Annotated in this window: 25 protein-coding genes and 3 pseudogenes; 15 read left to right on the top strand and 13 right to left on the bottom strand. The window is 36.9% G+C overall.

Going from position 1 to position 25,040, the window contains the following annotated elements:
* Nucleotides 1-46: 46 nt before the first annotated feature.
* Both FJR38_RS03605 and trmFO read right to left on the bottom strand, forming a co-directional pair.
* Nucleotides 47-1,246: a murein hydrolase activator EnvC gene (locus FJR38_RS03605; RefSeq protein ID WP_168535436.1), complete on the bottom strand. Its 1,200-nt coding sequence runs from the start codon at nt 1,244-1,246 to the stop codon at nt 47-49.
* A 308-nt stretch (nt 1,247-1,554) separates the two neighbouring features.
* On the bottom strand, nt 1,555-2,874 hold the full coding sequence (gene trmFO, locus FJR38_RS03600) for an FADH(2)-oxidizing methylenetetrahydrofolate--tRNA-(uracil(54)-C(5))-methyltransferase TrmFO (RefSeq protein WP_168496114.1): 1,320 nt from the start codon (nt 2,872-2,874) through the stop codon (nt 1,555-1,557).
* 95 nt (nt 2,875-2,969) lie between these two features.
* On the opposite strand from trmFO, the gene FJR38_RS03595 reads away from it, so the two are divergent.
* Both FJR38_RS03595 and FJR38_RS03590 read left to right on the top strand, forming a co-directional pair.
* Nucleotides 2,970-4,235: a tetratricopeptide repeat protein gene (locus tag FJR38_RS03595; RefSeq protein WP_168496117.1), complete on the top strand. Its 1,266-nt coding sequence runs from the start codon at nt 2,970-2,972 to the stop codon at nt 4,233-4,235.
* A gap of 144 nt (nt 4,236-4,379) precedes the next feature.
* A pseudogene (locus tag FJR38_RS03590) lies at nt 4,380-5,395 on the top strand (sulfate/molybdate ABC transporter ATP-binding protein).
* Between the two features lie 109 nt (nt 5,396-5,504).
* Here the strand turns inward: FJR38_RS03590 and FJR38_RS03585 are convergent.
* From FJR38_RS03585 to gatA, 3 genes are all read right to left on the bottom strand, one after another.
* Nucleotides 5,505-6,500, bottom strand: coding sequence for a protochlorophyllide reductase (locus tag FJR38_RS03585; RefSeq protein ID WP_168496121.1), 996 nt, complete (start codon nt 6,498-6,500; stop codon nt 5,505-5,507).
* A gap of 215 nt (nt 6,501-6,715) precedes the next feature.
* Nucleotides 6,716-7,720 carry a hypothetical protein gene (locus tag FJR38_RS03580; protein WP_168535434.1) on the bottom strand — a complete coding sequence of 335 codons (1,005 nt, stop codon included), beginning with the start codon at nt 7,718-7,720 and terminating at the stop codon, nt 6,716-6,718.
* A 108-nt stretch (nt 7,721-7,828) separates the two neighbouring features.
* Nucleotides 7,829-9,289, bottom strand: a complete 1,461-nt coding sequence (gene gatA, locus FJR38_RS03575) for an Asp-tRNA(Asn)/Glu-tRNA(Gln) amidotransferase subunit GatA (RefSeq protein WP_168496125.1) — start codon at nt 9,287-9,289, stop codon at nt 7,829-7,831.
* Between the two features lie 139 nt (nt 9,290-9,428).
* On the opposite strand from gatA, the pseudogene FJR38_RS28970 reads away from it, so the two are divergent.
* The 12 genes and pseudogenes from FJR38_RS28970 to rfbB all read left to right on the top strand — a co-directional run.
* Nucleotides 9,429-9,578 (top strand): annotated as a pseudogene (locus tag FJR38_RS28970) (element excision factor XisI family protein); the annotation flags it as partial.
* Between the two features lie 105 nt (nt 9,579-9,683).
* On the top strand, nt 9,684-10,442 hold the full coding sequence (locus FJR38_RS03565) for a hypothetical protein (RefSeq protein WP_168496127.1): 759 nt from the start codon (nt 9,684-9,686) through the stop codon (nt 10,440-10,442).
* 136 nt (nt 10,443-10,578) lie between these two features.
* The gene (locus FJR38_RS03560; RefSeq protein WP_168496129.1) at nt 10,579-10,806 is read left to right on the top strand and encodes a ChpI protein; all 228 of its coding nucleotides are present in this window, start codon (nt 10,579-10,581) and stop codon (nt 10,804-10,806) included.
* Nucleotides 10,807-10,854: 48 nt separating this feature from the next.
* The gene (locus FJR38_RS03555) at nt 10,855-11,019 is read left to right on the top strand and encodes a hypothetical protein (RefSeq protein ID WP_168496131.1); all 165 of its coding nucleotides are present in this window, start codon (nt 10,855-10,857) and stop codon (nt 11,017-11,019) included.
* Between the two features lie 36 nt (nt 11,020-11,055).
* Nucleotides 11,056-12,417 (top strand): OB-fold nucleic acid binding domain-containing protein, encoded by a 1,362-nt coding sequence (locus FJR38_RS03550; RefSeq protein WP_168496133.1) that lies wholly within the window; start codon nt 11,056-11,058, stop codon nt 12,415-12,417.
* Between the two features lie 243 nt (nt 12,418-12,660).
* Complete coding sequence (locus tag FJR38_RS03545) at nt 12,661-13,254, top strand: transposase (protein WP_168496135.1); 594 nt, start codon at nt 12,661-12,663, stop codon at nt 13,252-13,254.
* Nucleotides 13,255-13,383: 129 nt separating this feature from the next.
* The gene (locus FJR38_RS03540) at nt 13,384-13,938 is read left to right on the top strand and encodes a methylmalonic aciduria and homocystinuria type D protein (protein WP_168535432.1); all 555 of its coding nucleotides are present in this window, start codon (nt 13,384-13,386) and stop codon (nt 13,936-13,938) included.
* Between the two features lie 122 nt (nt 13,939-14,060).
* Nucleotides 14,061-14,384, top strand: coding sequence for a phasin family protein (locus FJR38_RS03535; protein ID WP_168496139.1), 324 nt, complete (start codon nt 14,061-14,063; stop codon nt 14,382-14,384).
* A 78-nt stretch (nt 14,385-14,462) separates the two neighbouring features.
* On the top strand, nt 14,463-14,984 hold the full coding sequence (locus FJR38_RS03530; protein ID WP_254449331.1) for an FKBP-type peptidyl-prolyl cis-trans isomerase: 522 nt from the start codon (nt 14,463-14,465) through the stop codon (nt 14,982-14,984).
* A gap of 110 nt (nt 14,985-15,094) precedes the next feature.
* The gene (locus FJR38_RS03525; protein WP_168535430.1) at nt 15,095-15,736 is read left to right on the top strand and encodes a DUF6391 domain-containing protein; all 642 of its coding nucleotides are present in this window, start codon (nt 15,095-15,097) and stop codon (nt 15,734-15,736) included.
* A gap of 105 nt (nt 15,737-15,841) precedes the next feature.
* Nucleotides 15,842-16,843 carry a glycosyltransferase gene (locus FJR38_RS03520; RefSeq protein ID WP_168535428.1) on the top strand — a complete coding sequence of 334 codons (1,002 nt, stop codon included), beginning with the start codon at nt 15,842-15,844 and terminating at the stop codon, nt 16,841-16,843.
* Nucleotides 16,844-16,852: 9 nt separating this feature from the next.
* Nucleotides 16,853-17,875, top strand: a complete 1,023-nt coding sequence (rfbB, locus tag FJR38_RS03515; protein ID WP_168535426.1) for a dTDP-glucose 4,6-dehydratase — start codon at nt 16,853-16,855, stop codon at nt 17,873-17,875.
* Nucleotides 17,876-17,980: 105 nt separating this feature from the next.
* On the opposite strand, the gene FJR38_RS03510 is transcribed toward rfbB, so the two are convergent.
* Complete coding sequence (locus tag FJR38_RS03510; RefSeq protein WP_168535424.1) at nt 17,981-18,835, bottom strand: indole-3-glycerol phosphate synthase TrpC; 855 nt, start codon at nt 18,833-18,835, stop codon at nt 17,981-17,983.
* A gap of 241 nt (nt 18,836-19,076) precedes the next feature.
* Entirely contained in the window at nt 19,077-19,355 is a 279-nt protein-coding gene (locus tag FJR38_RS03505; protein ID WP_168535422.1) for a HetP family heterocyst commitment protein, read from the bottom strand.
* Between the two features lie 935 nt (nt 19,356-20,290).
* Between FJR38_RS03505 and FJR38_RS03500 the strand changes: the two genes are divergently transcribed.
* Nucleotides 20,291-21,160 (top strand): DNA-binding response regulator, encoded by an 870-nt coding sequence (locus FJR38_RS03500; RefSeq protein WP_168535420.1) that lies wholly within the window; start codon nt 20,291-20,293, stop codon nt 21,158-21,160.
* Nucleotides 21,161-21,191: 31 nt separating this feature from the next.
* On the opposite strand, the gene FJR38_RS03495 is transcribed toward FJR38_RS03500, so the two are convergent.
* From FJR38_RS03495 to FJR38_RS03470, 6 genes and pseudogenes are all read right to left on the bottom strand, one after another.
* On the bottom strand, nt 21,192-21,515 hold the full coding sequence (locus FJR38_RS03495; RefSeq protein WP_168535418.1) for a DUF3082 domain-containing protein: 324 nt from the start codon (nt 21,513-21,515) through the stop codon (nt 21,192-21,194).
* A gap of 162 nt (nt 21,516-21,677) precedes the next feature.
* Nucleotides 21,678-22,622 (bottom strand): 4-(cytidine 5'-diphospho)-2-C-methyl-D-erythritol kinase, encoded by a 945-nt coding sequence (gene ispE, locus FJR38_RS03490; protein WP_168535416.1) that lies wholly within the window; start codon nt 22,620-22,622, stop codon nt 21,678-21,680.
* A gap of 32 nt (nt 22,623-22,654) precedes the next feature.
* Nucleotides 22,655-23,472, bottom strand: a pseudogene (rsmA, locus tag FJR38_RS03485) (16S rRNA (adenine(1518)-N(6)/adenine(1519)-N(6))-dimethyltransferase RsmA).
* A gap of 56 nt (nt 23,473-23,528) precedes the next feature.
* Entirely contained in the window at nt 23,529-23,951 is a 423-nt protein-coding gene (locus FJR38_RS03480) for a type II toxin-antitoxin system VapC family toxin (protein ID WP_168535414.1), read from the bottom strand.
* Nucleotides 23,948-24,202 carry a hypothetical protein gene (locus FJR38_RS03475; protein ID WP_168496159.1) on the bottom strand — a complete coding sequence of 85 codons (255 nt, stop codon included), beginning with the start codon at nt 24,200-24,202 and terminating at the stop codon, nt 23,948-23,950. Before FJR38_RS03475 ends, FJR38_RS03480 begins: the two co-directional genes overlap by 4 nt.
* Before the next feature lie 128 nt (nt 24,203-24,330).
* Nucleotides 24,331-25,040: J domain-containing protein (locus FJR38_RS03470; protein WP_168535412.1), on the bottom strand; the 710-nt coding region annotated here is incomplete at its 5' end.

Raw genomic sequence — 25,040 nt, 5'->3', positions numbered from 1 at the left:
AAAAAACGATAGTTCAACACAAGTTCTCTATTTAAATCAGAGAATTTTATCTTATTTGTTTCAAAATGAGCATTGCTGGGTCAACTGGTGTACCATTACGACGGACTTCAAAATGGAGATGGGGACCTGTGGATAAACCTGTAGAACCGACAGCAGCGATCGCTTGTCCTTTTTGTACGGTTTGTCCTTCACTCACATATAGTTCGCTGCTGTGTCCATAGAGGGTGGTGAGTCCCTGGCTGTGACTAATAATGACGGCTTTTCCATAACCACCATACCAACCGGAAAAAATCACTGTTCCTGAATCTGCGGCGCGAATTGGACTACCATGACTGGCGGCGAAATCCAAACCTGCGTGAAAGCGCCGATAGCCGAGAATAGGGTGGACTCGCCAACCAAAAGGGCTGCTGGTGGGTGCGTTGCTGGGAAGTGCAAAGATCCCTGTTCCGGGAATAATCACATTTTTACTAGCTGTTTTGGCTCTGGCTGCTTCTAAGGCTTGTTGTTCGGCAATTTTTTGTTGAATTAAAAGAGTGAGATTTTGAGAGTCTTGTTCTAGTTGATTTTGGGCGGCTTCTAAGGCCAAGCGATCGCTATTTAATCGTTGAACTAATTCGGTTTGTGATTGTGTTTGAGTTTGATAATCGGCTTTTTGAGCTAGTAATTGTTCTCTAATTAAAGCAATTTGATTTTTTTGTCCTTCTACTTCTGTTCTTTGTTTAATTAATAAGTTTGCTTGTTGAGATAGTTTTCCTAAAATTTGCTGATCTGCTTGATAAACTAATTTTAGGTGATAACGACGACTAATAAAATCGCTAATATTTTGACTTTGTAATAAAACCGCCCAACCTTGAGAAGTTGGGGAACGCTGAAGAAACCGCAACCTTGTTACTGTAGCTATTTGGCGATTTTCATAATCCCGTTGAGCGATCGCTAAATCACTTTCTAACTGTTGAAGAATTTGGGTAGCTTGTTGTAATTTGGTTTCACTATCTTGAATATAGTTATTAGTAGTTTGGAGATTTTCGTTCAAACCGCCGAGGTGTTTTTGTGCTTCGTTTTGCAAATTGGTTAAGCGATTTTGTTCTTGAATAACATTTTGACGTTGTTGCTGAACTTGTTGTTGTTGTTGTTTAAGAGTATTAATAGAATTTGCTGATACTGGTAACAATATGACAACAATCCAGAAAATGCAGCCACATATCAGGAATAACCACCACCATCTAATTTTTGAGAAAAATGCCATGCCGTTTTCATTTCCTTAAATTGAGTAGGGGCGAAGCATTCGGGCGACAAATTCTCGGTTTTTCCCAAGTTTATTTTCCGAATGCTTCGCCCTTACACCAAATGCTTCGCCCCTACTGTATATAATTTATTGACAATATCAAAAAAGGGCGTTGCTGATTAAGGGTATGAATTTTAGTCTCACGCAAAGGCGCAAAGACGCAAAGGTAAGAGTTTTAAAGGTTCAATTTAGGAATTTCATACCTCAATATGGCTATCGCCACGCAGGCTATCAGCAACGCCCAAAAAAGAAGTCGGGGATCTGATTGATTATCCTAAATTTGTAGATTTCCAACTTGCTAAATCAGCCAAAGAGCGATCGCGGTAACGACCATATTTTTCCGGTTTACTCTTAATTCTCACACCCAAATCTGGGACAATACCAAAATTAGGAGCCATGGGTTGAAAATGCTTAGGTGCAGCGGATCTGATAAACTCAAATAAAGCCCCCATCATCGTTGTGATGGGTAAAATTAGTGGTTCTTTTCCTAATGCTAACCTGGCTGCATTTGTTCCCGCTAACCAACCTCCCGCAGATGCAGCAGTATAACCTTCTGTTCCTATTAATTGTCCCGCAGCCAATAAAGTTGGACGTTCTTTAAATTGCAAACTTGCAGACATTAATTGTGGTGCATTTAAAAAAGTATTGCGGTGCATGACTCCTAATCTGACAAACTCAGCTTTTTCCAAACCAGGTATCATTTGAAAAACTCGTTTTTGTTCACCCCAACGCAAATTAGTTTGAAATCCGACCATATTCCAAAGTTGACCAGCTTTATCTTCTTGTCGCAATTGAATTACCGCATAATTACGTTCTCCATTGCGAGGATCAGATAAACCCACTGGTTTGAGAGGACCATAGCGCATGGTATCTTCCCCTCTGCGTGCCATTTCTTCAATTGGTAAACAAGCTTCAAAAAATTTTGCTGTTTCCTTTTCAAAGTCTTTTAATTCTGTTTGTTCTGCTTGACAAAGTGCTTCTCGAAATTCTAAATACTGCTCTTTATTCATGGGACAATTCAGATAAGCTGCTTCACCTTTGTCATAACGGGAAGCCATAAAAGCAATATCTTTATTAATAGAATCACCCACAATAATTGGACTAGCAGCATCAAAAAAATTGAGATATTCCATCCCCGTAAATCGCTGTAAATCTGCGGCTAAATCGGGACTGGTTAAAGGTCCAGAAGCTAAAACAACGATACCTTCAGGAATTGCGGTAACTTCCCCGCGACGAAAATCAATTAAAGGATGATTTGCTAAAGTTTGGGTTAAATCTTCCCCAAATTGTCCCCTATCTACCGCTAAAGCCCCACCAGCGGGGACTGCGTGTTCATCTGCTTTGGAGATGACAATAGAGCCGAGTTGGCGTAATTCTTCGTGTAATAATCCGGCTGCGCGATCGCTTGCCATTGCCCCAAAGGAGTTACTACATACCAATTCTGCCAAATTTTCGGTATGATGGGCAGGGCTGAACCTTTTGGGGCGCATCTCATGGAGAATTACAGGAACGCCTGCTTGAGCTATTTGCCACGCTGCTTCTGTTCCTGCGAGTCCACCTCCAATTACTTGTATCGGTGCTTGTGTCATAGTGATTTTTTTATTTTTGCTTTGGTTAAATAATGATAACAAGAATATACTGATGATGATGGGTAATTTATATTTACCAATTGCCAATTACCAATATGAATAACGAATTTTACCATCGGGGATTAGAAAAAGCTCAACAAAAAAATTATGCAGGTGCTATAGAGGATTTTAACGCTGCTATTCAGGAAAATCCTAACTTTAGCAAGGCATATATCCAACGAGGTTTAGCATATTATGATTCTGGGGCAATTCTCCAAGCTGTTGATGATTATAGCAAGGCGATAAAATTGGATGAATTGAGTGTAGAAGCTTTTTATTGTCGAGCTTTAGCTAGGTTAACATTAAAAAACCTGCCGGGGACTTTAGATGATGTAGAAAAAGTAATTCGTCTTAATCCTCTTTATGCGGCTGCTTATGATTTACGGGGAATGGTGCGACGGAAACAAGGATATATTCAAGAGGCGATCGCTAATTTTAAAAAAGCAGCCGAATTATATTTAGAACAGAAAGATAAAGACAAATGTTATAGCTGTTTGGAAAAAATTAAACAACTACAATCACCAGAGAAATCAATTCAGCCAGTAACTAAGTCTGCTCCTGAATCTATAATTTCTACTAATCAATATTTTCAACAATTATTAGCAAAGGCAGAACAAGGAGAAACCAGCGCCGCAATTGCTGATTTGAATTGGGTATTAAAGGCTGATCCCAATGATGCCCAAGCTTATTGTTGTCGTGGTGTGGTGCAGTGTAAACTTGGTAATTATCATGAAGCGATCGCCGATTTTAATCATGCACTACAACTAAATTTTCAAGATGGGATTGTTTATCGTAACCGAGGAAAAGCTCGTTCCCAAATTGGTGATTATCAAGGAGCATTGTCTGATTTAAACCAAGCATTACAAAAACAACCTGAAGATCCCTTAGTTTATGTTGCTAGAGGGAATATTTATCGCAGTATGAGTGATTATCTCAAAGCAATTCAAGACTATAGTCAAGCACTGCAACTCAATCCTAATTATGCTCCAGCTTACTATCATCGTGGTCTTGTTTATACATTGTTAGAAGAAATTCAAAATGCTATATCCGATTATCAAAAAGCAGTTAGTATTTACTGCGAACAAGAAGATTGGGAAAATTATCAACAGGTATTAAATAGTTTACAAAAAATACAAACTTCCAATCCCGAAATCAAAAATCAGAAATATCAAATTTTACGACAGCGGCTTTTGCGTTTAGTGGGAGGACAACAGGAAATAGCAAACCGTTTAATTCAGCAACAGGAATATAATTATCCGGGAATGTCAGATGATTGGTATTTGCAAAAGGTAATTGATCAGTTAGAGCGCGATCGCCAGTGATAAAATTTGATTATTTAACCCAAAACTTCAAATTCTGGAAATTTATGAATTTTCATGATACCACAGCAGAGATTTATGATATAAATAGTAAAATACGGTATTCCTACCTAAAAACCGTAGATTATTTGTAGAAGGATAATATAAGTGGGTATAGTAGTTGAAAACGTCTCCAAACACTTTGGTAGTTTCCAAGCAGTTGATCAAGTAAATCTGGAAATTCAGAGTGGTTCGCTAGTAGCTTTACTTGGTCCATCTGGATCTGGTAAATCCACCCTATTGCGGTTAATATCTGGTTTGGAAATGCCAGATAGTGGTAAGATAATTCTGACTGGTAAAGATGCCACCTATCAAAGTGTGCAAGAAAGGAATATTGGCTTTGTTTTTCAGCACTATGCCCTATTTAAACATTTAACTGTCCGCCAAAATATCTCCTTTGGCTTAGAAATTCGCAAAGCCCCCAAAAGAAAATTCAAGGGAAAGTAGAACAGTTATTAGAATTAGTGCAGTTAAGTGGATTAGGCGATCGCTATCCTTCACAACTTTCCGGTGGACAAAGACAACGGGTAGCATTAGCTAGAGCTTTAGCTGTAGAACCCAATGTCTTATTATTAGATGAACCTTTCGGCGCACTTGATGCCAAAGTTCGCAAAGATTTACGAGCCTGGTTACGTCGTCTTCATGATGAGGTTCATGTTACCACAGTTTTCGTTACCCATGATCAAGAAGAAGCAATGGAAGTTGCTGATGAAATCGTGGTAATGAATAAAGGCAAAGTTGAACAGGTAGGAACACCCGCAAATATTTATGATCATCCTGCATCAGCCTTTGTGATGAGTTTTATCGGTCCGGTGAATGTATTACCAAGTTCTGCGAAAATTTTTCAAAGTAGCGGTTTTGAATCAACAAATCCAGAAACATTTTTGCGTCCCCAAGATATCATCATTGAAACAGTTAGTAATGGGACAACAGCACAAGCTACAGTTAGCAGAATCATTCATTTAGGCTGGGAAATTCAAGTTGAATTAACCTTAGATGACGGACAAATGATTAAAGCCCATTTAACAAGGGAACAGTTTGATGAATTAAAATTAGCACCCCAAGAAAAGGTTTACGTTAAGCCTAAAGATGCTAAATCTTTTCCCCTTTATTATTCAATTTAGGGAACAGGCAATGGACAATGGACAATTGACAATGGACAATGGACAATTGACAATTGACAATTGACAATTGACAATTCTGAATTACCAATTATCAATTATCAATTATCAATTAAATTAGAGATTTTGCTTTTTCAGCTTCTTTTCCCAATCCCACCAACTGATAGCTGAGATCCCACATCCGCTTGCCTTTTTCATCATCTCGTGCTTGGGGAGAAACCTTTTGTCCAAAAGATGTCCGTCCTTCTTTTTGACGATTTCCCCAACTCCAATAAATACCTGATTGTTTGTATTCAGGATCAGCAACTACCATAGCAACGCGCTGTCCAGATAATTCCTCAGTGACAAATCCCCCAGTAATATACTTTTGGAAAAGAGGGAAAATTTTCTGAAACAGCGGATAGTGATTGCGGAATAACGCCGTTGTCGCTACACAACCAGGATAGAGAGAACTGAAGGTAATGCCGGTTGATTCATGAAAACGATTATGTAGTTCGCGCATGGTGAGAACGTTACACACCTTGCTATCTTTGTAAGCTTTGACTGGTTCAAATTGCTTACCGTCAATCATGCAAATTGGATCTTGGAAACCGGCGGCAAAACCTTCAAAATTACCCAAATCTGGACGAGGAGGAATTTTTCCACCCAATTCATCTGGGTTGTGAGTCACAGTTCCCAAAATTACCAATCTCTTATCAGCAGCAGGTGACTTTTGCAAATCTGCCAACATCAAGTTACACAGTAAAAAATGTCCGAGGTGATTTGTGGTGACAGTTAATTCATATCCTTCGGGAGAAAATAAAGGTTCTTTAATTAAAGGCATATAAATGGCAGCGTTGCAAAGCAAGGCTTCCAAGGATTTGCCAGTGGCTCTAAAATTGTTAACAAACTGTCTAACGCTTTCTAACGAGCCTAAATCAATGTGCATCAGTGTGTAGCTATTTTTAGGCATTCCCACACTTTGAGCCGCTTTTTCGGCTTTAATTAAATCCCGACAAGCCATAATGACGTGCCAGTTTCCTTTATCAGCGATCGCCTTTGCTGCTTGCAAACCAACTCCTGAAGACGCACCAGTGATGATTACTGTTGACTGACGATTTTGTTCCATCTGTTTAGACTCCTTTGATTATACGTTGATTAAAAATCAGTTTATATGATCTTGATGATCTCATACTTTTGAAACTTCTATAGTAATCCTAAATTAGTCGTGAACAAAATATAATCAATTATGGATCATGGCAATCAATGAACATATTTTCAAAACCTAAATGTGGGGATTTAGCATTGCTAAACCCCTAATTCTCTACTTTCTCTGTACTATTGTTAGGCAAATTTAGCTAATAATTCCTCACGAGATGATTGTAGAAGTAAAGGAGTAAATTCTTCTCTGGACATGGCAATTAGAGGATTGATTATTCTTGTTAATTCTGCATCAATTTGACCAAAACGCACTTGTAGGATACTTTCAATCATAGCACGTCTTTCTCTTTCTACACCTGCCTTGAGTCCTTCTTGTCGTCCTTCCTGAAGTCCTACATGAATTCCTTCCTGAAGTCCTTCTTGTCGTCCCTCTTGTCGTCCTTCTTGTCGTCCTTCTTGAAGTCCTTGTTTTTTCAGTTCTTCTAATTGTTGCTGATAAATTTCCGATAATTTCATAATCAACTCCTGATCATCTTTATCAATATCTTGTTCTTTTCGTTGACGAGCCGATAATACAGCAATTAGGTTATGTACTAATTGTATAATATCCGCAAAAAAAGGACTATCATTAGCCAGTGCTTCTAATTCTTCTACTGCTTGTCTTTGTACTTTTCCTTTTCCTAGAACCCTCAAAAACAATGTTTCTGGTGTACTAGAAAGTTGATGAATCGCAATAATTACTGTTTTGAATCCTTCTCCAAAAAAATAAATTCCTTTTCCCCAGTTGTCTTCATCCGCAGTACCATTAAAACTTGCTAGAAGTTCCACTGATGCTGTAGGAGTAAAAATCCACAGACGAGGTAATTCTGCTTCATTTATACGGGTATTATTGCGGTTAGATTGCCGTTCTAGATCAGCATGGATGTCAAATAATTTACCCATACAACTGCGAATTTCACTTTTGCTAACGGCATTGCGAAATGGTTCAAATATAGCATAATTTGTCGCCATTTGCCCTAGTAATCCGAGTGTTTCTAGGCTTGGTGTTGGTTGGGATGAGGGGATAAATAAAACGTCTATTTGTCTAACTTCTGCGGTGATATCTTTGCTGGTTTCTACTTGCCCGTAAGGTGTTAATAGTTCAGTTAGATATTGCTTGGCGAATTGGTCATGTATAAAGCGAGTCATTTAATTTGATTTTGACTAATACAGAAATGTTAATCTAACATTTTTTGAACACATGAAAAAAAGTAATAATATAGGGGTTTATGCCGTAAACCCCCTACGAGGAAAAAACTAAGCAATTTTGGGTTTTTGTAAATGCCAATTAGTTGATTGTTCATAGGCATAAGCTATTTGGAAAAGTTGTTCTTCTCCTAAAACCTTACCAACTATTTGTAGTCCAATTGGTAAACCTTTACTATCAAAACCACAAGGTAAACTAATACCAGGTAAACCAGCTAAATTAGCAGGAATAGTCATTAAATCATTTAAATACATACTCAAAGGATCAGTGGTTTTTTCTCCAGCTTGAAATGCGGTTGTAGGTGCAGTTGGAGAAATTAAAACATCTACTGTTTCAAAAGCTTTTTCAAAGTCTTGTTTAATTAAAGTACGGACTTTTTGCGCTTTCAAATAATAGGCATCATAATAACCAGCTGAAAGAGCATAAGTACCAATCATAATCCGGCGTTTGACTTCCGCTCCAAAACCTTGAGAACGAGTCCGGGTGTACATTGATAAAAGATTATCGGCATCTGGAGAACGCAAACCATATTTAACGCCATCATAACGCGCTAAATTAGCTGATGCTTCCGAAGGAGCGATAATATAGTAAGTTGGTAAACCATAGCGGAAACTGGGACAAGAAATAGGATGAATTTCTGCACCTAATTCTTGAAGTTGTTCAATGGCTTTGGTGACAGCGGCTTCTACTTCTGGATCTAAACCTTCACCAAAGGTTTCTGTAATTACACCAATTCTCAATTTTTTGCCAACTTTGAGATCCGGTTTTAAACTAGCAGCATAGTTAGGAATGGCAACTTTGAGACTGGTGGAATCTTGTGGATCATAGCCAGCGATCGCACTCAACAATATAGCCGCATCTTCTACACTGCGTCCAAATGGTCCAATTTGGTCTAAAGAGGAAGCATAAGCCACTAAACCATAACGGGAAACTAACCCATAAGTTGGTTTCATCCCTACGACACCGCAGAAGGAAGCCGGTTGACGAATTGAACCCCCTGTATCCGAACCCAGGGAAACCACACATTCATCGGCTGCTACGGCTGCTGCTGAACCACCGGAAGAACCACCAGGAACACGGGATAAATCCCAAGGATTAGCGGTAACTTGATAAGCGGAGTTTTCTGTAGAACTCCCCATTGCAAACTCATCTAAGTTGGTTTTACCTACCATTACACCCCCAGCATCAGCTAGTTTTTGGGTAACGGTGGATTCGTAAGGTGGCACGAAATTTTCTAAAATCCGGGAAGCGCAGGTTGTGACAATCCCCTTCGTACACAAATTGTCCTTAATCCCGATAGGAATCCCCGCTAAGATGCCAATTTCTTCTCCCGCAGCAATTTTTGCATCCACAGCTTGAGCTTGTTTTAAGGCTTGTTCTGTCGTGACAGTGAGGAAACTGTGCAGTTTTGGTTCTAACTCTTGAATCCGATTTAATGCTTCTTGGGTAATTTCAACGGCAGAACGTTCTTTACTGATTATCTGTTCGTGCAACTCGCGGATGGATGCCATAATTGTTCTCTTTAAGGAATCAAGTCATTGATTTTAGCATTTCCAGGACTGGGGATTGGGGAATTTTCGTCTGAAGTTACAGCAGATTTTTTTCTCACGCAGAGGCGCTCCAGACGCAAAGAGAGTTTTGAGAGTTTAGATTATTGATGGCAAAATCTGGGTACAAAGAGATGATACCGAAGATGGTATTACCTATGAATTAGAAGCAGCGGGAATTCCTAAAGATAAGATTGTTTTAGGTTTTCACCCGCAAAATGTTAGGCAACATAAGGGATATGCTGTGATATAAATTTAATCAATGAAATCGGAACAATGAGCAATTGGGGAGAAAATACTTGAGGGTTATTCCGTAATTACAGTATAATAGTTATGTTACCTGAATTGGGTGTTATTGATGCAGCCACTACATTATTTAATATTCCATCCTGACTATGCAAGGAAAAAAACTGAAGTCAAAGGTAAAGCTTTAATTGAACATCAACTTACAGATTGGCAAGGTAATGTTTGGGTAGATGAACCAGATGGAAATGAAGATCCATTTGTATTTTCAGAAAAGTGGCTTTATTCGTACTGTCATGCCACGCAATTACGAAGAAGTCCTGAGTCAAATGATGCCTATATCACAGAAGGATCATATATATTTTTCTGTAGTGGAGATGCTGCCCATAAAAGAACTATTCAACTAGACACAGTTTTTGTTGTAGATCATGCTGCCAAGTGGCCAGATAAGCAACAAGGAATACCTAAAGAGTTTAAACAGGATTACCAAAATAATAAATCTAGCCTATGGGAAAGACATTTTAAATACCCTTTTATTGGACAACATACTGGAAAATACACTTATGTAAGTAGGCAATGGTTTGATAGAAAAGATGAGTATTCTTTTTTGCCAATTTTTGATGACGGTGATAGAGTAAAGTTTGATTTAGAGTTACTTACATCCGAGCTTAAATCGAAGATAGAAAATAAAATACGTGGAAAATATCCAGTAATGTTAAGTGAAGAACACAAGACAGAATTACTAAAAATAATATTATCTCTAACGAGTATTCAAGTAGTAGGAAATCTGAAGAGGCAAGATGACAACATTAACATAATAGATTCTTACATCACAGGCTGTGGAGCAAAATCGGTAAGGATGGGAAAGTGTTAGATACAGCTTTGCTCAACTCAATCATGATTTTTGGGTAGCAGTATGATTGCTTCGCTCGCCGTAGAAATAGCTAAATTTCCAGCATTAATTACAAAAAATCGGTAACATAAAGGTATAACTCAAGTTATACCAAGCTATGAAAACAGCAATTTCCATTCCTGACCCTCTTTTTGAAGCTGCTGAACAGTTTGCAAAACATAAAGGTTTATCTCGTAGTCAGCTTTATGCTGTGGCACTTAAAGAATACTTGAGAACTCATCAACCGGATCAAATTACTCAACAATTAGATGCTATATATGCCGATGAAAATAGCAGTATTGATCCATTGTTTGTAAGTCTACAAGCCCATACGATATCTCAATAAAATTGGATGACTTGTAAAATTTAAACAGCGAAAAATTACTACCTTCCTATGAATGATAAAATCCAGACAGAAAAAGACAAGCTACAGGCAAATACTAATATAGAGATAAATCAAGCAACGGAAAAGGAAGAGGTTCTCTGTCCCCATTGTCTACGCACTGCTACAAATGGTATTAAATGTAAAGGTATTTGTGTGGCTGATAATGACTATTAAGATATCAATAAACAAATTTACAAAGAGCTAAATAATATGGTTAAAATAGTTTCTCGTACTTATGTGGGTCAAGCCAATGTTTATGATATTGGTGTGGAAAGTGACCATAATTTTGTGATTAAAAATGGTTTTATTGCTTCTAATTGTTTTAATAAATCTCACTCTACAGCTTACGCTTACGTAACTTATCAAACATCATATTTAAAAGCAAATTACCCATTGGAATATATGGCGGCGTTATTAACCGCTAACAGTGGGGATACTGACAAAGTGCGGAAGTATCTTGATAATTGCTCTAATATGGGTATTGTGATTGATGCACCAGATGTTAATCGCTCTGGTTTAGATTTTACTCCGGTAGATGGGAAGATTTTATTTGGATTTTCGGCGGTGCGGAATGTGGGACAAAATGCGATCGCCTCAATTTTAGAAGCTAGGGAAGAATCAGGAGAATTAGTCCCATTTAAATCTCTGGCGGATTTTTGCGATCGCGTTGATTTACGAGCGATGAATCGGCGAACTATAGAATCACTAATTAACTGTGGAGCGTTTGATAAAATTGAACCTAACCGCAACCAATTAATTCATGATTCAGAATTAGTTTATGAGTGGGCGCAATCTAGAGCTAGAGATAAAGCCAGTGGACAAGGAAACATCTTTGATTTATTAGGAAGTGGATTTGCAGATAACAATAACCAACCCCAAAAGAACGCTTTTGAATCTGCACCGAAAGCTCCTCCTGTCAATGATTTACCACCTCAAGAAAAATTACGGATGGAAAAAGAATTATTAGGATTTTATTTATCAGATCATCCTCTCAAATCTATTAGACAATCATCTTCAGTCCTTGCACCTATTAACCTCGCACAACTAGGAGAACAAAAAGATGATTCCCTACTTTGTGCCGTGGTAATGTTGAATAATGTCAAAAAGGTTGTCACAAAAAAAGGCGACTCTATGGCAATTTTGCAAGTTGAAGATTTATCTGCTGCGTCAGAAGCTGTCGTTTTTCCTAAAACATACGAGCGGATTAGTTCTCTACTAGAAGTTGATGCTAGATTGATTATTTGGGGTAAGGTAGATCGCCGTGATGATCAAACTCAATTTATTCTTGAAGATGCCGAAACTGTAGAAACAGTAAAAATGATTTTAGTGGAACTTAGTCCACAACAAGCCGGGACAATTGAAGAACAACATCGTTTAAATACTATTCTTAAAACACAGGCTGGGGATAAAGATAAATCACGAATACCAGTAATTGGGGTTGTTCAAGCCGGAAATCACCGAGAAATTGTCCGCTTTGGTAGACAGTTTTGGGTACAAGATTCAGGAACAGCAGTACAAGCACTACAAAATGCCAGATTCCCAGCGCATATCAAACAACTAACCAGCGGTTAAACCATAATACATTTCGCACGTAGGGGCGCAGGGCCTGCGCCCTTCCATATTATGTCTGTCCCATATCACGCCTTTCTTGTATATGTATGTAATCGTGAATTAAGAGGGCTTACACCGTAAGCCCCTACGAAATCAACCATATTATGTCTGTCTCATATCACTTCTTTCCCTTATATGTATGTAATCGTGAATTAAGAGGGCTTACACCGTAAGCCCCTACGAAATTAAATTATTGATTTGGTTATGACGTTTGATCCCGAAAAACATCACCGCCGTTCAATTCGGCTTACTGATTACAATTATGCTCAAGCTGGAGCTTATTTTGTGACGATTTGTACTTATCAGAAACAATGCTGGTTTGGTGATGTTAAACAGGGTGAAATACAGCTAAATCAAATTGGCCAAATAGTTGTTCAAGAATGGTTAAAATCATCAGAAATTCGGCAAGAGATTGAATTGGATGAATGGGTTTTAATGCCTAATCATTTACATGGAATTGTTTGGATTAAAGATCAAGATCAAGGGAAGGGAGATGCCTACAGCGAGCGAAGCTATTGCATTCAGGGATTCAACCAAGAGGGTTTACAGTCTCGTTCTTTGGGTTCATTTATTAATGGATTTAAATGCTCTGTGACTCGGCGCGTTAATTTAATTCGTTATGATTCTGATGTTTCTTTTTGGCAACGTAATTATTATGAATCGGTCATTAGGAGTGAAGAGCATTTAAGTAATATTAAACAATATATCTTGAGTAATCCTCAAAACTGGGAGGATGATGAAGAACATCCGCACAATAATTCTGAATGGCAGAAAAAGCTGATTGATGTTCGATTTTAACACACGGCATATTTTAGTAAATAATTGTCCTTACCTAATTATTCGCAAAATTGGATGATTTATCTGTAGATTTAAGAGTTATCATTTTTAGCAGAGATAAATTTAAAAACTTTCATAAACAGAATAAATGTGGTGTATTATCCCAAAGTTTATATTTCAGAACCTAGCTGTCCGATTCATTTAGTTGGCAGAACAGGACAAGAAGTGGAGATATCCATTCATACTCCCAGTCCATATATCTGTGCTAATTGCGAACAGATATTACCAGACTGGAAACAGCAACAGTTTTTATGGGTAGTGATTATCTTGCAGCAATCACAATATCCTTTAGAGGAAATGACTATAGAAACAGAAATAGAAAAAGAAAAGCTGCGAGAAAAATTTATGCGTTTTGGTTGCGATGTGGCATTTAATTTGCGCGATCGCGGATATTTAACAGACCTAATAGATCCCCGTACAGGCTATCCATTACTATCTCATTCTGGTTTAGTTCCCCACGATGATACAGCAGTAGCCCAAGCCTTATTGAAATATCCAGCAATTGAAAATAAATGCCATGTCCTTGTACATCCTCAATGGGGAACGGCTGTTTATCCTAGCGTCATGCTTTCAGAAGCACCTCCAGACATCATCGAGTTAGTTACTAAAGCGATCGCACCAATGCACGGATGGATAGAGGTGTAATACAAAGCTGGAGACAGGAAAAGATATTTCCAACGAACAACGAACAACTGACAACTGACAAAATAAATGTGTAGGCTAGAATTACAAAGCTTTTAGTTAGCAACAAGACAGAGGTAGGGAATATGGATAATAACAACTGGTTGCAGCAGTTAATGATGTTGGGTATTGGGACAACTTCTTTAGTTGCAGACAAACTTAAGCAAGTCAGTGATGAATTGGTAAAAGACGGTAAGCTCAATCCTGATCAAGCTAAAGCAGTCATGGATGATCTTGTAACTCAGTTACAATCTGAACAAGGCAATTGGGACGAACAAATGCAACGACAAATGCGAAATATGATGCAGGATTTGGGAGTTGCACGTCAGTCGGAAGTAGACGAATTACGAGGGAGAATTGACCGTTTAGAGCGACAAGTCAGGGATTTAGAAAATAAACTGTGGCGCTAAAATGTCATTTCTGATTTAAACTAATTTGTGTTCTGTCAGTAATCTGATTACCAATAATTGAAACAGAGAGGGCTGAATTTGAAAGGAATTTTCCTCAGCGTAGCGTTCATGCTGGTGTGTGTTGGCATTTTAGTATTTACCCAAATTAGCGGGAAACAAAATACTGCAATAGCAACTCAATTAACCCAAACACAACTAGCTACCACTGTCATTCAAGAAAACAATACTCTAATAGCGAGCAATACTATGTCTGAAGCCAATACTGTTACTACCCCCTCTGGACTAAAATATGTGGAACTAGTAGAGGGAACAGGTGATACTCCCAAATCTGGACAAACCGTTGAAGTTCACTACGTCGGTACTTTAGAAGATGGGACTAAATTTGATAGTTCACGCGATCGCGGTCAACCATTTAGCTTTAAAATCGGCATAGGACAAGTAATTAAAGGTTGGGACGAAGGACTAAGCACTATGAAAGTAGGTGGCCGTCGTCAATTAATTATCCCTTCAGAATTAGGTTATGGTGCGCGTGGTGCTGGTGGTGTAATTCCCCCCTACTCTACTTTACTTTTTGACGTGGAATTGTTAGGCGTTAAATAGAAATTGGGAACTGGGGATTGGGAATTAGGAATTGGGAAAATATAGAAATTTTCAGTTATTGCCGTGGTTGAAAAACATCAATAAAAAAATTAGTTGTCAAAAGAAAACAGATGAATAATGCTACTTATTCTGGTGACTCTTCTCCTTTTAGCTTTGATTTTTTCGCCCCTCACCCCAGCCAAGATGCTGATTTACTCCAACAGCTATCTTTTGTCCCTGGGTTGAAAGAAATCCTCATGTTACGTCAAGTTCATGCTTTAGAACACGCCACTGTTTGGTTATTGGGGGAAAATAAAAACCCCTATTCACCACCAGGAACAACCACTAATATGCAATTAGATGATGAATTATTGGGTGGTTTGTCTACTGAACAAGGATTTTTTCTCTATGGTGATGTAAATATTAGTGATTTGCGACGGGCTGTAACATTAGCTCAACATCGTCTTACTACTGGAGAATGGGATTTGGCGGTACATCCCCGTTGTGGCACAAATTTATCTGTAGCTATGTTATTAATGGCTGGATTGGCTGTTAGTGTGCCTTTTATCTTACCATTTCGACCTGTTGAACAACTGATTGGTTTAGGTTTAGCAGCCACAGCAGCGGCGGAAATTGCTCCGGATTTAGGTATGCTCACTCAGCGTTATATTACAACTTCTATTCCTTTTAATTTGGCTGTTGAGAATATTACTATTACTCGTGATTTTTGGGGCAGGGAAAGTCATTTTGTTAGGGTATGTTGGGAAGAATAGGAGTTAATGAATCAGGAGTTAATGAACCACGAAGGAACGAAGAACACAAAGGAAGAAGGAAGAAGGAAGAAAATTAATAACGGTAAAAAGTAGATATTTAGTATTATGAGAAAACTTTATTTTTTAGTTCCTGGAACAAATGGTAAGTTTGCTTGTGGTGGTCTTTGGGCGGAGTTGAAAACTGTTGATTTAGCTCAACAAATTTGTGATGCTGTGGTGGTTACTTATCGTCAACGAGAATCAGATAAGTTGTTTTTAGATGATTTATTAAAGGACAAAAAACTAGATGATGTGATTTTTGTGATTAGCTGGGGTTTTGATGTTGGTAAATTGGCGGCTAAGTTACAAAACTATCATGTGATTTATCATGCTCATAGTGCAGGTTATCAAATTAGTTTACCAGCGAATATTCCCATAATTACCGTTAGCAGAAATACTCTAGGTTATTGGGGACAACAATCACCAAATTCTCTAATTTATTATTTACCAAATCAAATTAGTGATGGATTTACTAATTTACATCAAAATCGGGATATTGATGTTTTGGTTCAGATGCGGAAATCTTCGGAATATTTAATTAAATCATTAATTCCCGCTTTAGAAAAAAAATGTAAGGTATTAGTTGTTGATAGTTATGTGGAAGATTTACCAGCTTTATTTAATCGTGCTAAAGTTTATCTTTATGACTCTGGGGAATATTGGAAGTTACAAGGAGTTAGCGAAGGATTTGGTTTACAACCAATGGAAGCTTTAGCTTGTGGTTGTCAGGTTTTTTCTAGTGTGAATGGGGGATTGTCTGATTATTTAGATCCGGGATTTAATTGTTATAAAATTGCTGGGTATGCTTTGGAATTTGACTTAGAACGGATTTTAAAAGTTTTAGAATCTTCAGCACCACTAACTTTATCGGAAACTGTGTTAGCAGAGTATAGAACTGAGAATATTATTCACCGTTTACGGGTAATTTTAGCAGATATCAATGATTTCTTTGATCATAAAAATAATTATTCGGCTCAAATTCCAGATTTTACAAAAATTCGGTTAGCAAAATTATTGACACAGAGAATTTTTGCTAAAATTAAGAAGAAATATTTACAGGGTAATTAGGTAATTTTAATGAATAGAAGATTATTGGTAACTGGAGGGGCTGGGTTTATTGGTGCGAATTTTGTCCACCATTGGTGTCAGACTTATCCAAACGATCGCTTAGTGGTATTGGATGCTCTTACCTATGCTGGAAATCGTCATAATTTAGCCTCGGTTGCAGAAAGAGAGAATTTTCGATTTGTCCAGGGAGACATAAGCGATCGCTCTTTAGTTGATAATTTACTTTTAACAGAAAATATAGATACCATAGCTCATTTTGCTGCGGAATCTCATGTTGATCGTTCAATTACTGGACCTGCTGCGTTTGTCCAAACTAATGTAGTAGGAACTTTTACTCTTTTAGAAGCTTTTCGTCAACGTTGGGAAGCAAAAGCACAACCTAGTAATTATCTATTTCTTCATGTTTCTACAGATGAAGTTTATGGTAGTCTCACTCCAGATGCACCAGCATTTTCGGAAACTACAGCATATAGTCCTAATAGTCCCTATTCAGCCTCGAAAGCTGGAAGTGATCATTTAGTTCGGGCTTATTATCATACTTATAATTTACCGACAATTATCACCAATTGCTCAAATAATTATGGTGCTTTTCAATTTCCCGAAAAGCTAATTCCTTTGATGTGTATTAATATTTTAACTGGTAAAGAATTACCTGTTTATGGTGATGGTAAAAATGTTAGAGATTGGCTGTATGTAGGTGATCACTGTCGGGCTTTAGATGTGGTAATCCATCAAGGAAAACCAGGTGAAAATTATAATATTGGTGGGAATAACGAAGTTGAAAATATCAGCCTCGTCCAAAATTTATGTCAAATTATGAATGAATTAGCATCAGATTTACCAGTATATCCAGCAGAAAAATTAATTACTTTTGTTAAGGATAGACCTGGACATGATCGAAGATATGCAATTAATGCTAATAAGCTGAAAACCGAATTAGGTTGGACTCCATCTGTGACAATTACTGAAGGTTTACGTTTAACGGTGGAATGGTATCTTAGTAATCGTGATTGGTGGAAACCTTTGTTATAGAAGTAGTGAAGAAGGTGGAATAATCTCGAATTTTGAAAAGTGCTTAACCCCCATTTTCACGAAGACAGGTTTTTAATTATATCAATACCTACTTCCTACAAGTTATTAATGATGAATGGGAAATTTGGATTGGAGTAAATTCCGCACAGCTACTTCTAAATCGCTTTCTTTAAGTAAAGATTCTCCCATAATCACTGTTTGAACACCAGCATCAGCAAGTAGAGATAAATCATCAGAAGTTTCTATTCCCGATTCACTGGTAACTATAATTCCTAACTTTTGTAATTGCGATCGCCTAGCTGTTAATAATTGCTGAGTGATATTAATATTGATGTCAATATCAATTAAACTCTGGTTATTAATGGAAACTATGCGGACATCTTCTAATTCCAGCACTCTATCCAAATCAGTTAAGTTATTAACTTGGATGATAGCATTCATTCCTAAGTAGTGAATCACTCGTAGAAAGTTTTGTAATTCTTTATCTGTAAGAATAGCAGCAATTAATAATATTGCGTCTGCACCAGCCGAACGTGCTAAATAAATTTGGCAAGGATCAATGATAAAATCTTTGCAAAGTAGAGGTAATGCTACCCGATATCTAATCGCCCGCAAATGATCAAAACCACCTTGAAAAAACTTTTGATCAGTAACAACAGATAAACAAGATGCACCTCCACGTTTATAGGCTTGAGCAATAGCAACTGGTTCAAAATCTGGTCTAATTACTTTTTGATAAAGTGATGTTTTTCTCACTTCGGCAATTAAACTAGGTTTATAAATACTCTGTTGCAAAGCTGTGAAAAAATCCCGTACAGTAGGAGCAGCGGTTAACTGACGTTGCAAAGAAGCCCAAGACATATCTTGTTGCATTTGAGCAACTTCTAGTTTTTTTTGCCACACAATTTCTTTGAGCATTGCTTGCATTTGAGGATTATAAATTGTAATTGGGTAAATCATAAAATCTGCATAATTCAAAGTTTGTAGTGTTAGCGCAGCGTCTCGTAGAGAGGACTTTAGTCCTAATCTAAGGGCTGTTCGCGTAGCGTTCCCGCAGGGTAGCCCTACCAAATCATCTCCATATTTTTACATTACTTAATCTACTTTGATTTATTCTCCTCTACTTACTTAATGGTGATGAATTATTATTTAAGAAGTTTCATCTTTCTGGTTTTAGACGAAAATTTCAACATATTCATCTTCAAAAACGCACCCATTTTGATTTGACATCAAACCTGTCAACTTTTTTTACATTTGGCTGATTTTCCTGAGTATTACCAAGTAAGCAGTTAGTTTTCAGCAATCTGATATAAGTACGATATGGAATATAGTCTATTGGGTTATAACCAGAAAATTGTAAAACTAACACACAAGCCCAAGAGTATTTTCCTGAGATAATCGCTTTGATTATTTGTTCTATTTGTTCAGCTTTAATTTTTTTATTAATGGATGCACTATACCCTGTAAGATTTTGACTCATGATTTGTATCCCTATTTCTCAGCTAAAAATTATTTAATGATTTTTCTGATTCAGTCATCAAAAAAGGCTTCTTTTTAAAGACTACCTAAAGTTATCCATCCAATACATGAATTATTTTTTGATTGATTTGATGATTTTTTCGCTCTTATTATTTTTACATTCTATTAACTGTCAGCACCTCTATTTTTTAAGTGCCTATTTATCGCCAAGAATTATATAGTATATCTATGAATATTTAGGTTAATTTTCTTGTGTAATCCGGTTGTTAGTGATTTTGTTGAGATTGGTGATTGGTAGTAGATAATCCGTAAAATTATCATCCCTCTACTACTTTTTATTAACTTTTATCTATTCCTTATTCCCTGACTTTATTATTTAGAGCTTATTTTTGATAGTTATACATAAATTTTTCTAATGATTTATCTTCCCTAAGATGGATGTTAAATAATTATGGGTTAATTTTAGGAAAAAATATCTTCCTCCTGACAGATGACTGTCTATATTCTTTCGTAGTTCAATCCAAATAAGAGGAAATATAGTGGAATTAGATAAATAATTCATAATTTACCTATTTATCAAGTTTCACAACCCAAAAATCTCTACAAATATTAATTGACAATATCGCTATTTTATGGTTTGGCATTCAAATTTCAGGGTGAGTAAATTAGCAGACAATCAAAATAATAATTATTGTTGTCATGCAACTAAATGAAAAGGTTTTACTTTTTATTGTTAAAATCAAATTTATTCAAACTTAAATATGAAGCTACCAAGGATTAATTCTTGATGGGGATCATATCAATTATCAAGATTTTATTAGGTATTTTCTCTAATTTTGTGTTTCCTATTACTCAAGTTATATCTAGATTGATGAGTTCCTCGGTACAAGTTTTAGTTATGGTTAAAAACTCTAAAATTTAGTGATTGGAATAACTATGTACGCAGCATCAAAAAAAATTATCGTCATTGATAATGACGTTGTTAACCGCAATCTTATTTGTGATTATCTTCAGGCTGAGGGCTATCATACTTTATGTGCAGAAAATGGTATTATTGGACTACAATTAACGAAAAAATACTTACCTGATTTGGTAATTTGCGATCTGGTGATGCCAGATATAGATGGTTATACTATATTGAGTAATCTGCGAGAAGATCCTTTAACAGCCATTATTCCTTTCATCTTTTTAACTGCTATTAATACAAAAACATCTTTGCGAAAAGCCATGGAATTGGGTGCAGATGATTATTTAACTAAACCTGCAACAAGGGATGAGTTATTGCGAGCGATCGCTATTAGATTACAAAAACAAGCTCTTTTTAGATATTGGTATACTACCAATTCCCCTCAATTCACAGAATTTCCAAATATGTCGGTAAATACTCAGTCAATTTTTCCTACTTTTCCCAATCTAAAAAAGGTGTTTGATTATATTGAAGCTCATTATCAAGAAGGAATTACCTCTTCTGATGTTGCGGAAGCGGTGGGTTATTCTCCTGCATATCTAACTAACCAAGTTGCTAAACAAACAGGAGAACCAATTAATGTTTGGATTGTCAAAAGACGGATGGTAGCTGCCCTTCCTTTACTGAAAAATACTAATCAGACAATTGAGGAAATTGCTGCTAATTTAGGTTATCAAAATGCGTGTCATTTTTCCCGACAGTTTCGCCAACATCATGGTTTATCTCCCAAAAATTGGCGAAAAAAACATCAGGTAACTTCAGATTCAACAACGACAAAGTTGCAATTTATTAAAAATCGCTCACCATTAGTAAAACCTGTAGCTGTAGGCAGAAATTAACAATTAAAAACCTCTTACCTATTCGCTAAAATTAACTACTTTTAGGATTGCTTAATTGCTGGATTACAAGTTGTACTGCTAAGGCTAATAAACCCAAAGTAACTATCCCAAATATTCCCATTCCTAAAGCTACTACACCTACTACTAAGGTACGTACAGCCGAACCAATATTTACTACCATTTGGTTATCGGAATGGATGGGTTTATTAGCAAAAGTTGTGGCAATTGAGATCATGAGAGAATAGGCCGCAAAGGCAAATCCTCCTGACATTACCGCCCCAGTTATACAGCGTAAGGGCGTGGGTGATGATTGATTAGAATCATTGGCTGATAGCGTTTCTTTTGGTTCGTTCATAACATTTAAAAATGAAGTATGGGGCGACTATAAGTCACTACTATACAAGCAAAGTCCACCTTCGTGGACTAATAAAAAAATCAGAAATTTATTAACCCACGGATGTGGGTTTTGTCTGTGTAGCCGTGACTTCTAGTCGCCTTTTGTTTCTTTTTTTTGTAATTAGGCTATTTTAATCCCATGTTTAATTGTTCGTGTTACAAACAATTCTAAATCTTGATCAGGAATAGCTTCTCGTATCTGCTGCTTGACTATTTCTGCTTGAGCTTGAGATTCAACAATGGCAAATACCGAAGGACCAGAACCTGACATCATTGTTCCTAAAACCCCTGTTTGCCTGGCGAATAATTCCCGCAGTTGCAATACTTGGGGATAAGCTGGTAAGACAACTTTCTCTAAATCATTATGTAGTTCTTGGGCAATTTTTTCGGTATTTTGATTTAAGATAGCTTTGACCATTTCTTCCGAATGAAATGCCTTAGTACGAGCCGCAAAACCTTCTGTATCTTGAATATAGTTAATTCCAAATTGTTGCCGATAAGTTTTGTATGCCCAAGGTGTAGAAACTTCCAAACTACGATATTTGGCTAATACTATGTGTAAATTATCCAAACTTTGTAAAGGTGCAAGTTGTTCACCTCTACCAGTTGCGATCGCTGTTCCCCCAGCAATACAAAATGGTACATCTGAACCGAGACTCGCGCCTAATTCTTCTAATTCTAACTGAGTTAATCCCAAATCCCAAAGTAAATCCATTCCCATTAATACCGCTGCGGCATTGGTAGAACCTCCTGCTAACCCAGCAGAAACAGGAATATTTTTTTTCACGGTAATATCAACACCGCCAAAATTACTATACGCTTTGGGAAATTCCTTCGCCATTAATTCCGCAGCTTTATAAACTAAATTAGTTTTATCTGTGGGTACTTGGGGATGATTGCAATAGACGCGGATATTTCCTGTGCTGGCAGGGTGGATATCAATTTGGTCAGATAAATCTATACTTTGGAGTATCATCGCTAACTCATGATAACCGTCAGGACGAGTACCGATAATTTCCAAATACAGATTGATTTTGGCAGGTGCAATTAAACTATAGGAACGCATAACGGTTATTTAGTAAGCAAGAGTAAAGAAAACTATTCCTCATTCCCGATCATATTTACCAATGATACCCATTGGTTAACACCGAGGTCTTCGGCACGGACTTGGGGATTTATTTCTAATTGTTCCAGTATTTGAGTCAAGCGATCGCGATCGATGACCGATTGCAAATTATTTCTTAACATTTTCGTTTTGCCCCAAATCCCAATTTAACTAAAGTTTCTAACCTTTTAGGATCATTAGCTGGAATTTCTATTTCTTTAGGACGCAACCGCACCACAGCCGAATCTACCTTTGGTGGTGGTTGAAATGCAGCCGCGGGAACTGTACAAATAAAATCACAATCTGCTAAATATTGTACTCGTACCGATAATGCCCCAAAACTTCGAGAACCTGGTTTAGCATATAATCTTTCTGCTACTTCCTTCTGTACCAACAAAACAATCGCCTCAAAAGGTTCTGGATTGGGATGGGAAATAGTCCCAAGTAACTTTTCAATAATGGGTCCTGTAATATTATAAGGAATATTCGCAACAACTTTATTCTGGTTTTGGAAATTAGTAAATGCTGTTAACTGGGATGGTAGATCAAGAGTCAGAAAATCCCCTTGTAGTAGTAAAAAATTTTCTTTTTCACCGATTTGTTTCACAAGTAACTTACATAAATCCCTGTCAATTTCCACAGCGAGTAAAGATTTTACCAGCGGTAATAACCGACGAGTGAGAATTCCTGTACCGGGTCCAATTTCTAAAACTTTATCAGTTTCTTGACAATTAGCCGCTTGGACAATGGAGTTAAGAGCTTTATCACTTTTTAACCAATGTTGAGCAAACTGTTTACGGGGTTGAATCATGTTATTGCAATTAAAATTATACCTTTTGTCAAATTAACGTATTTTATTTATAAAATTTATGGTAAATCTTCTATCCAACACAAATAACTAAACAGTTTATCGTTAGACAGCGAATTATAAAATCTTTCATCAGCCGTTGCCATTTTACAATCGTTGTTTACCGCTAAAGCTAAATATACACAATCATAAACAGCCTGTTGAACTCTTACAGCAATTTCCAAAGCAATGGGCATTAAAGGAGAAGATAAACAAATTTGTAAAGGTAATCCTAAAAGTGATTCTAAATCATTTTGAGCATCATCTAAAGTCATTTCTCCCTGACGTACACGCTTCCATAAAATATTCCCAATTTCTGGAAAAAAGAAATCAGGAACTAATAATTCATAATTTGGTTTATTTAAACGTAATGCTGCTTCTGAATGGATTTCTGGTAGTACCCATTTAATTCCTACATTCGCATCTACTACAAACTTAGTCAACGGTTTCTATCCTCACGTAAAAGTTCAACACTGTCACTAAAAGTTTTATCTAAATGACGCTGACGTGCAGTATCTACTTTCGCCCAAGCTTGTGCTTTAGCAGATTCTTGATTTACTAATTCAGCCTGGACAAAATTTTCTAGAATTATATTGACTTCATCTTCTAAACTGCGGTTATGTCTTTGAGCTAAACCCTGTAATTTTTCTAATACAGCAGGATTAATATTTCCTAGTATAACCTGTGTTGTCATATTACCTCATTATTTCTACAGAGCAAGACATTGTGAGCTACTAATTATTGATAATAATAGCATCAAATTTTAACGCCAACCTATTTATACAAAAACATCAGGTAATTCGCCATTAAAAAACCCAGCTACTAATTAAAGTTCATCATATCCCCAAATTCTTCCATCATTCTCTCCATTAATTCTTCCATCATCTCCTCTTGCATAGAACGGAGACTCTTTGGCCCCGCGAGGAATTCTTTGATACTGATCTTTTTATCCTTAAAATCCTTGACAAAATCACGAATTTCAACAACAATCTTAGTTTGAGATTCTATGGTTTCTATCATCATTTCAACAGCATCAATACCTTGTTTAGCCGCTTTTTTATAATCTGCAACCATCGTTCCTTCGGGAGTATTTTTAGCTAGACGTAGTTCCCGTTTCAAGTTCTCATATTGAGTTTTGAGAATTTCATTTTGTTGTTCTATATTTTTACATCTGCGGGTTAAATCATCTTCACTATTATTATCAATTGATTCACCTACTTCATACTTCCGTTCAATTTCTAACAGTCTCGCTAAATCTCCTTCTTGGTAAGCTTTATTAATCTCCTTCATAATTTCTGTATGAGACATTTGCGTTTCATTATCTTTAACCTTATCAGGGTGAAAGATTTCCGCTAACCGCAAAAACGTCTGTCGAATTTTTCTGGACTCATCTGTTCTCCCTACAGCAGGAGATTCTGAATCTCTTTCTGATTCCCAATAATGACGGCTTTGATGATTATTTTGGGGATCATGATCTTCAAATAGTTCATCTAATTCATCATCATCATCTTCTTCTTCAATAGCTTTGTAAC

This window comes from Anabaena sp. UHCC 0253 (assembly GCF_009712085.1).
GTDB lineage: Bacteria > Cyanobacteriota > Cyanobacteriia > Cyanobacteriales > Nostocaceae > Dolichospermum.
Note: the sequence above shows the minus strand (reverse complement) of the source record. Positions and strands in the feature narration are given on the sequence as shown.

Bases quoted from the DNA above. Each gene is read 5' to 3' on its own strand.
- FJR38_RS03595 (WP_168496117.1), top strand. From the start codon at position 2,970: ATGAATAACGAATTTTACCATCGGGGATTAGAAAAAGCTCAACAAAAA.
- FJR38_RS03500 (WP_168535420.1), top strand. From the start codon at position 20,291: ATGTACGCAGCATCAAAAAAAATTATCGTCATTGATAATGACGTTGTT.
- FJR38_RS03525 (WP_168535430.1), top strand. From the start codon at position 15,095: ATGAATAATGCTACTTATTCTGGTGACTCTTCTCCTTTTAGCTTTGAT.
- FJR38_RS03560 (WP_168496129.1), top strand. From the start codon at position 10,579: ATGAAAACAGCAATTTCCATTCCTGACCCTCTTTTTGAAGCTGCTGAA.
- FJR38_RS03550 (WP_168496133.1), top strand. From the start codon at position 11,056: ATGGTTAAAATAGTTTCTCGTACTTATGTGGGTCAAGCCAATGTTTAT.
- FJR38_RS03565 (WP_168496127.1), top strand. From the start codon at position 9,684: ATGCAGCCACTACATTATTTAATATTCCATCCTGACTATGCAAGGAAA.
- FJR38_RS03495 (WP_168535418.1), bottom strand. From the start codon at position 21,515: ATGAACGAACCAAAAGAAACGCTATCAGCCAATGATTCTAATCAATCA.
- FJR38_RS03585 (WP_168496121.1), bottom strand. From the start codon at position 6,500: ATGGAACAAAATCGTCAGTCAACAGTAATCATCACTGGTGCGTCTTCA.
- FJR38_RS03520 (WP_168535428.1), top strand. From the start codon at position 15,842: ATGAGAAAACTTTATTTTTTAGTTCCTGGAACAAATGGTAAGTTTGCT.
- FJR38_RS03555 (WP_168496131.1), top strand. From the start codon at position 10,855: ATGAATGATAAAATCCAGACAGAAAAAGACAAGCTACAGGCAAATACT.
- FJR38_RS03545 (WP_168496135.1), top strand. From the start codon at position 12,661: ATGACGTTTGATCCCGAAAAACATCACCGCCGTTCAATTCGGCTTACT.
- FJR38_RS03580 (WP_168535434.1), bottom strand. From the start codon at position 7,720: ATGACTCGCTTTATACATGACCAATTCGCCAAGCAATATCTAACTGAA.
- rfbB (WP_168535426.1), top strand. From the start codon at position 16,853: ATGAATAGAAGATTATTGGTAACTGGAGGGGCTGGGTTTATTGGTGCG.
- trmFO (WP_168496114.1), bottom strand. From the start codon at position 2,874: ATGACACAAGCACCGATACAAGTAATTGGAGGTGGACTCGCAGGAACA.
- gatA (WP_168496125.1), bottom strand. From the start codon at position 9,289: ATGGCATCCATCCGCGAGTTGCACGAACAGATAATCAGTAAAGAACGT.
- FJR38_RS03475 (WP_168496159.1), bottom strand. From the start codon at position 24,202: ATGACAACACAGGTTATACTAGGAAATATTAATCCTGCTGTATTAGAA.
- ispE (WP_168535416.1), bottom strand. From the start codon at position 22,622: ATGCGTTCCTATAGTTTAATTGCACCTGCCAAAATCAATCTGTATTTG.
- FJR38_RS03510 (WP_168535424.1), bottom strand. From the start codon at position 18,835: ATGATTTACCCAATTACAATTTATAATCCTCAAATGCAAGCAATGCTC.
- FJR38_RS03505 (WP_168535422.1), bottom strand. From the start codon at position 19,355: ATGAGTCAAAATCTTACAGGGTATAGTGCATCCATTAATAAAAAAATT.
- FJR38_RS03605 (WP_168535436.1), bottom strand. From the start codon at position 1,246: ATGGCATTTTTCTCAAAAATTAGATGGTGGTGGTTATTCCTGATATGT.
- FJR38_RS03535 (WP_168496139.1), top strand. From the start codon at position 14,061: ATGGATAATAACAACTGGTTGCAGCAGTTAATGATGTTGGGTATTGGG.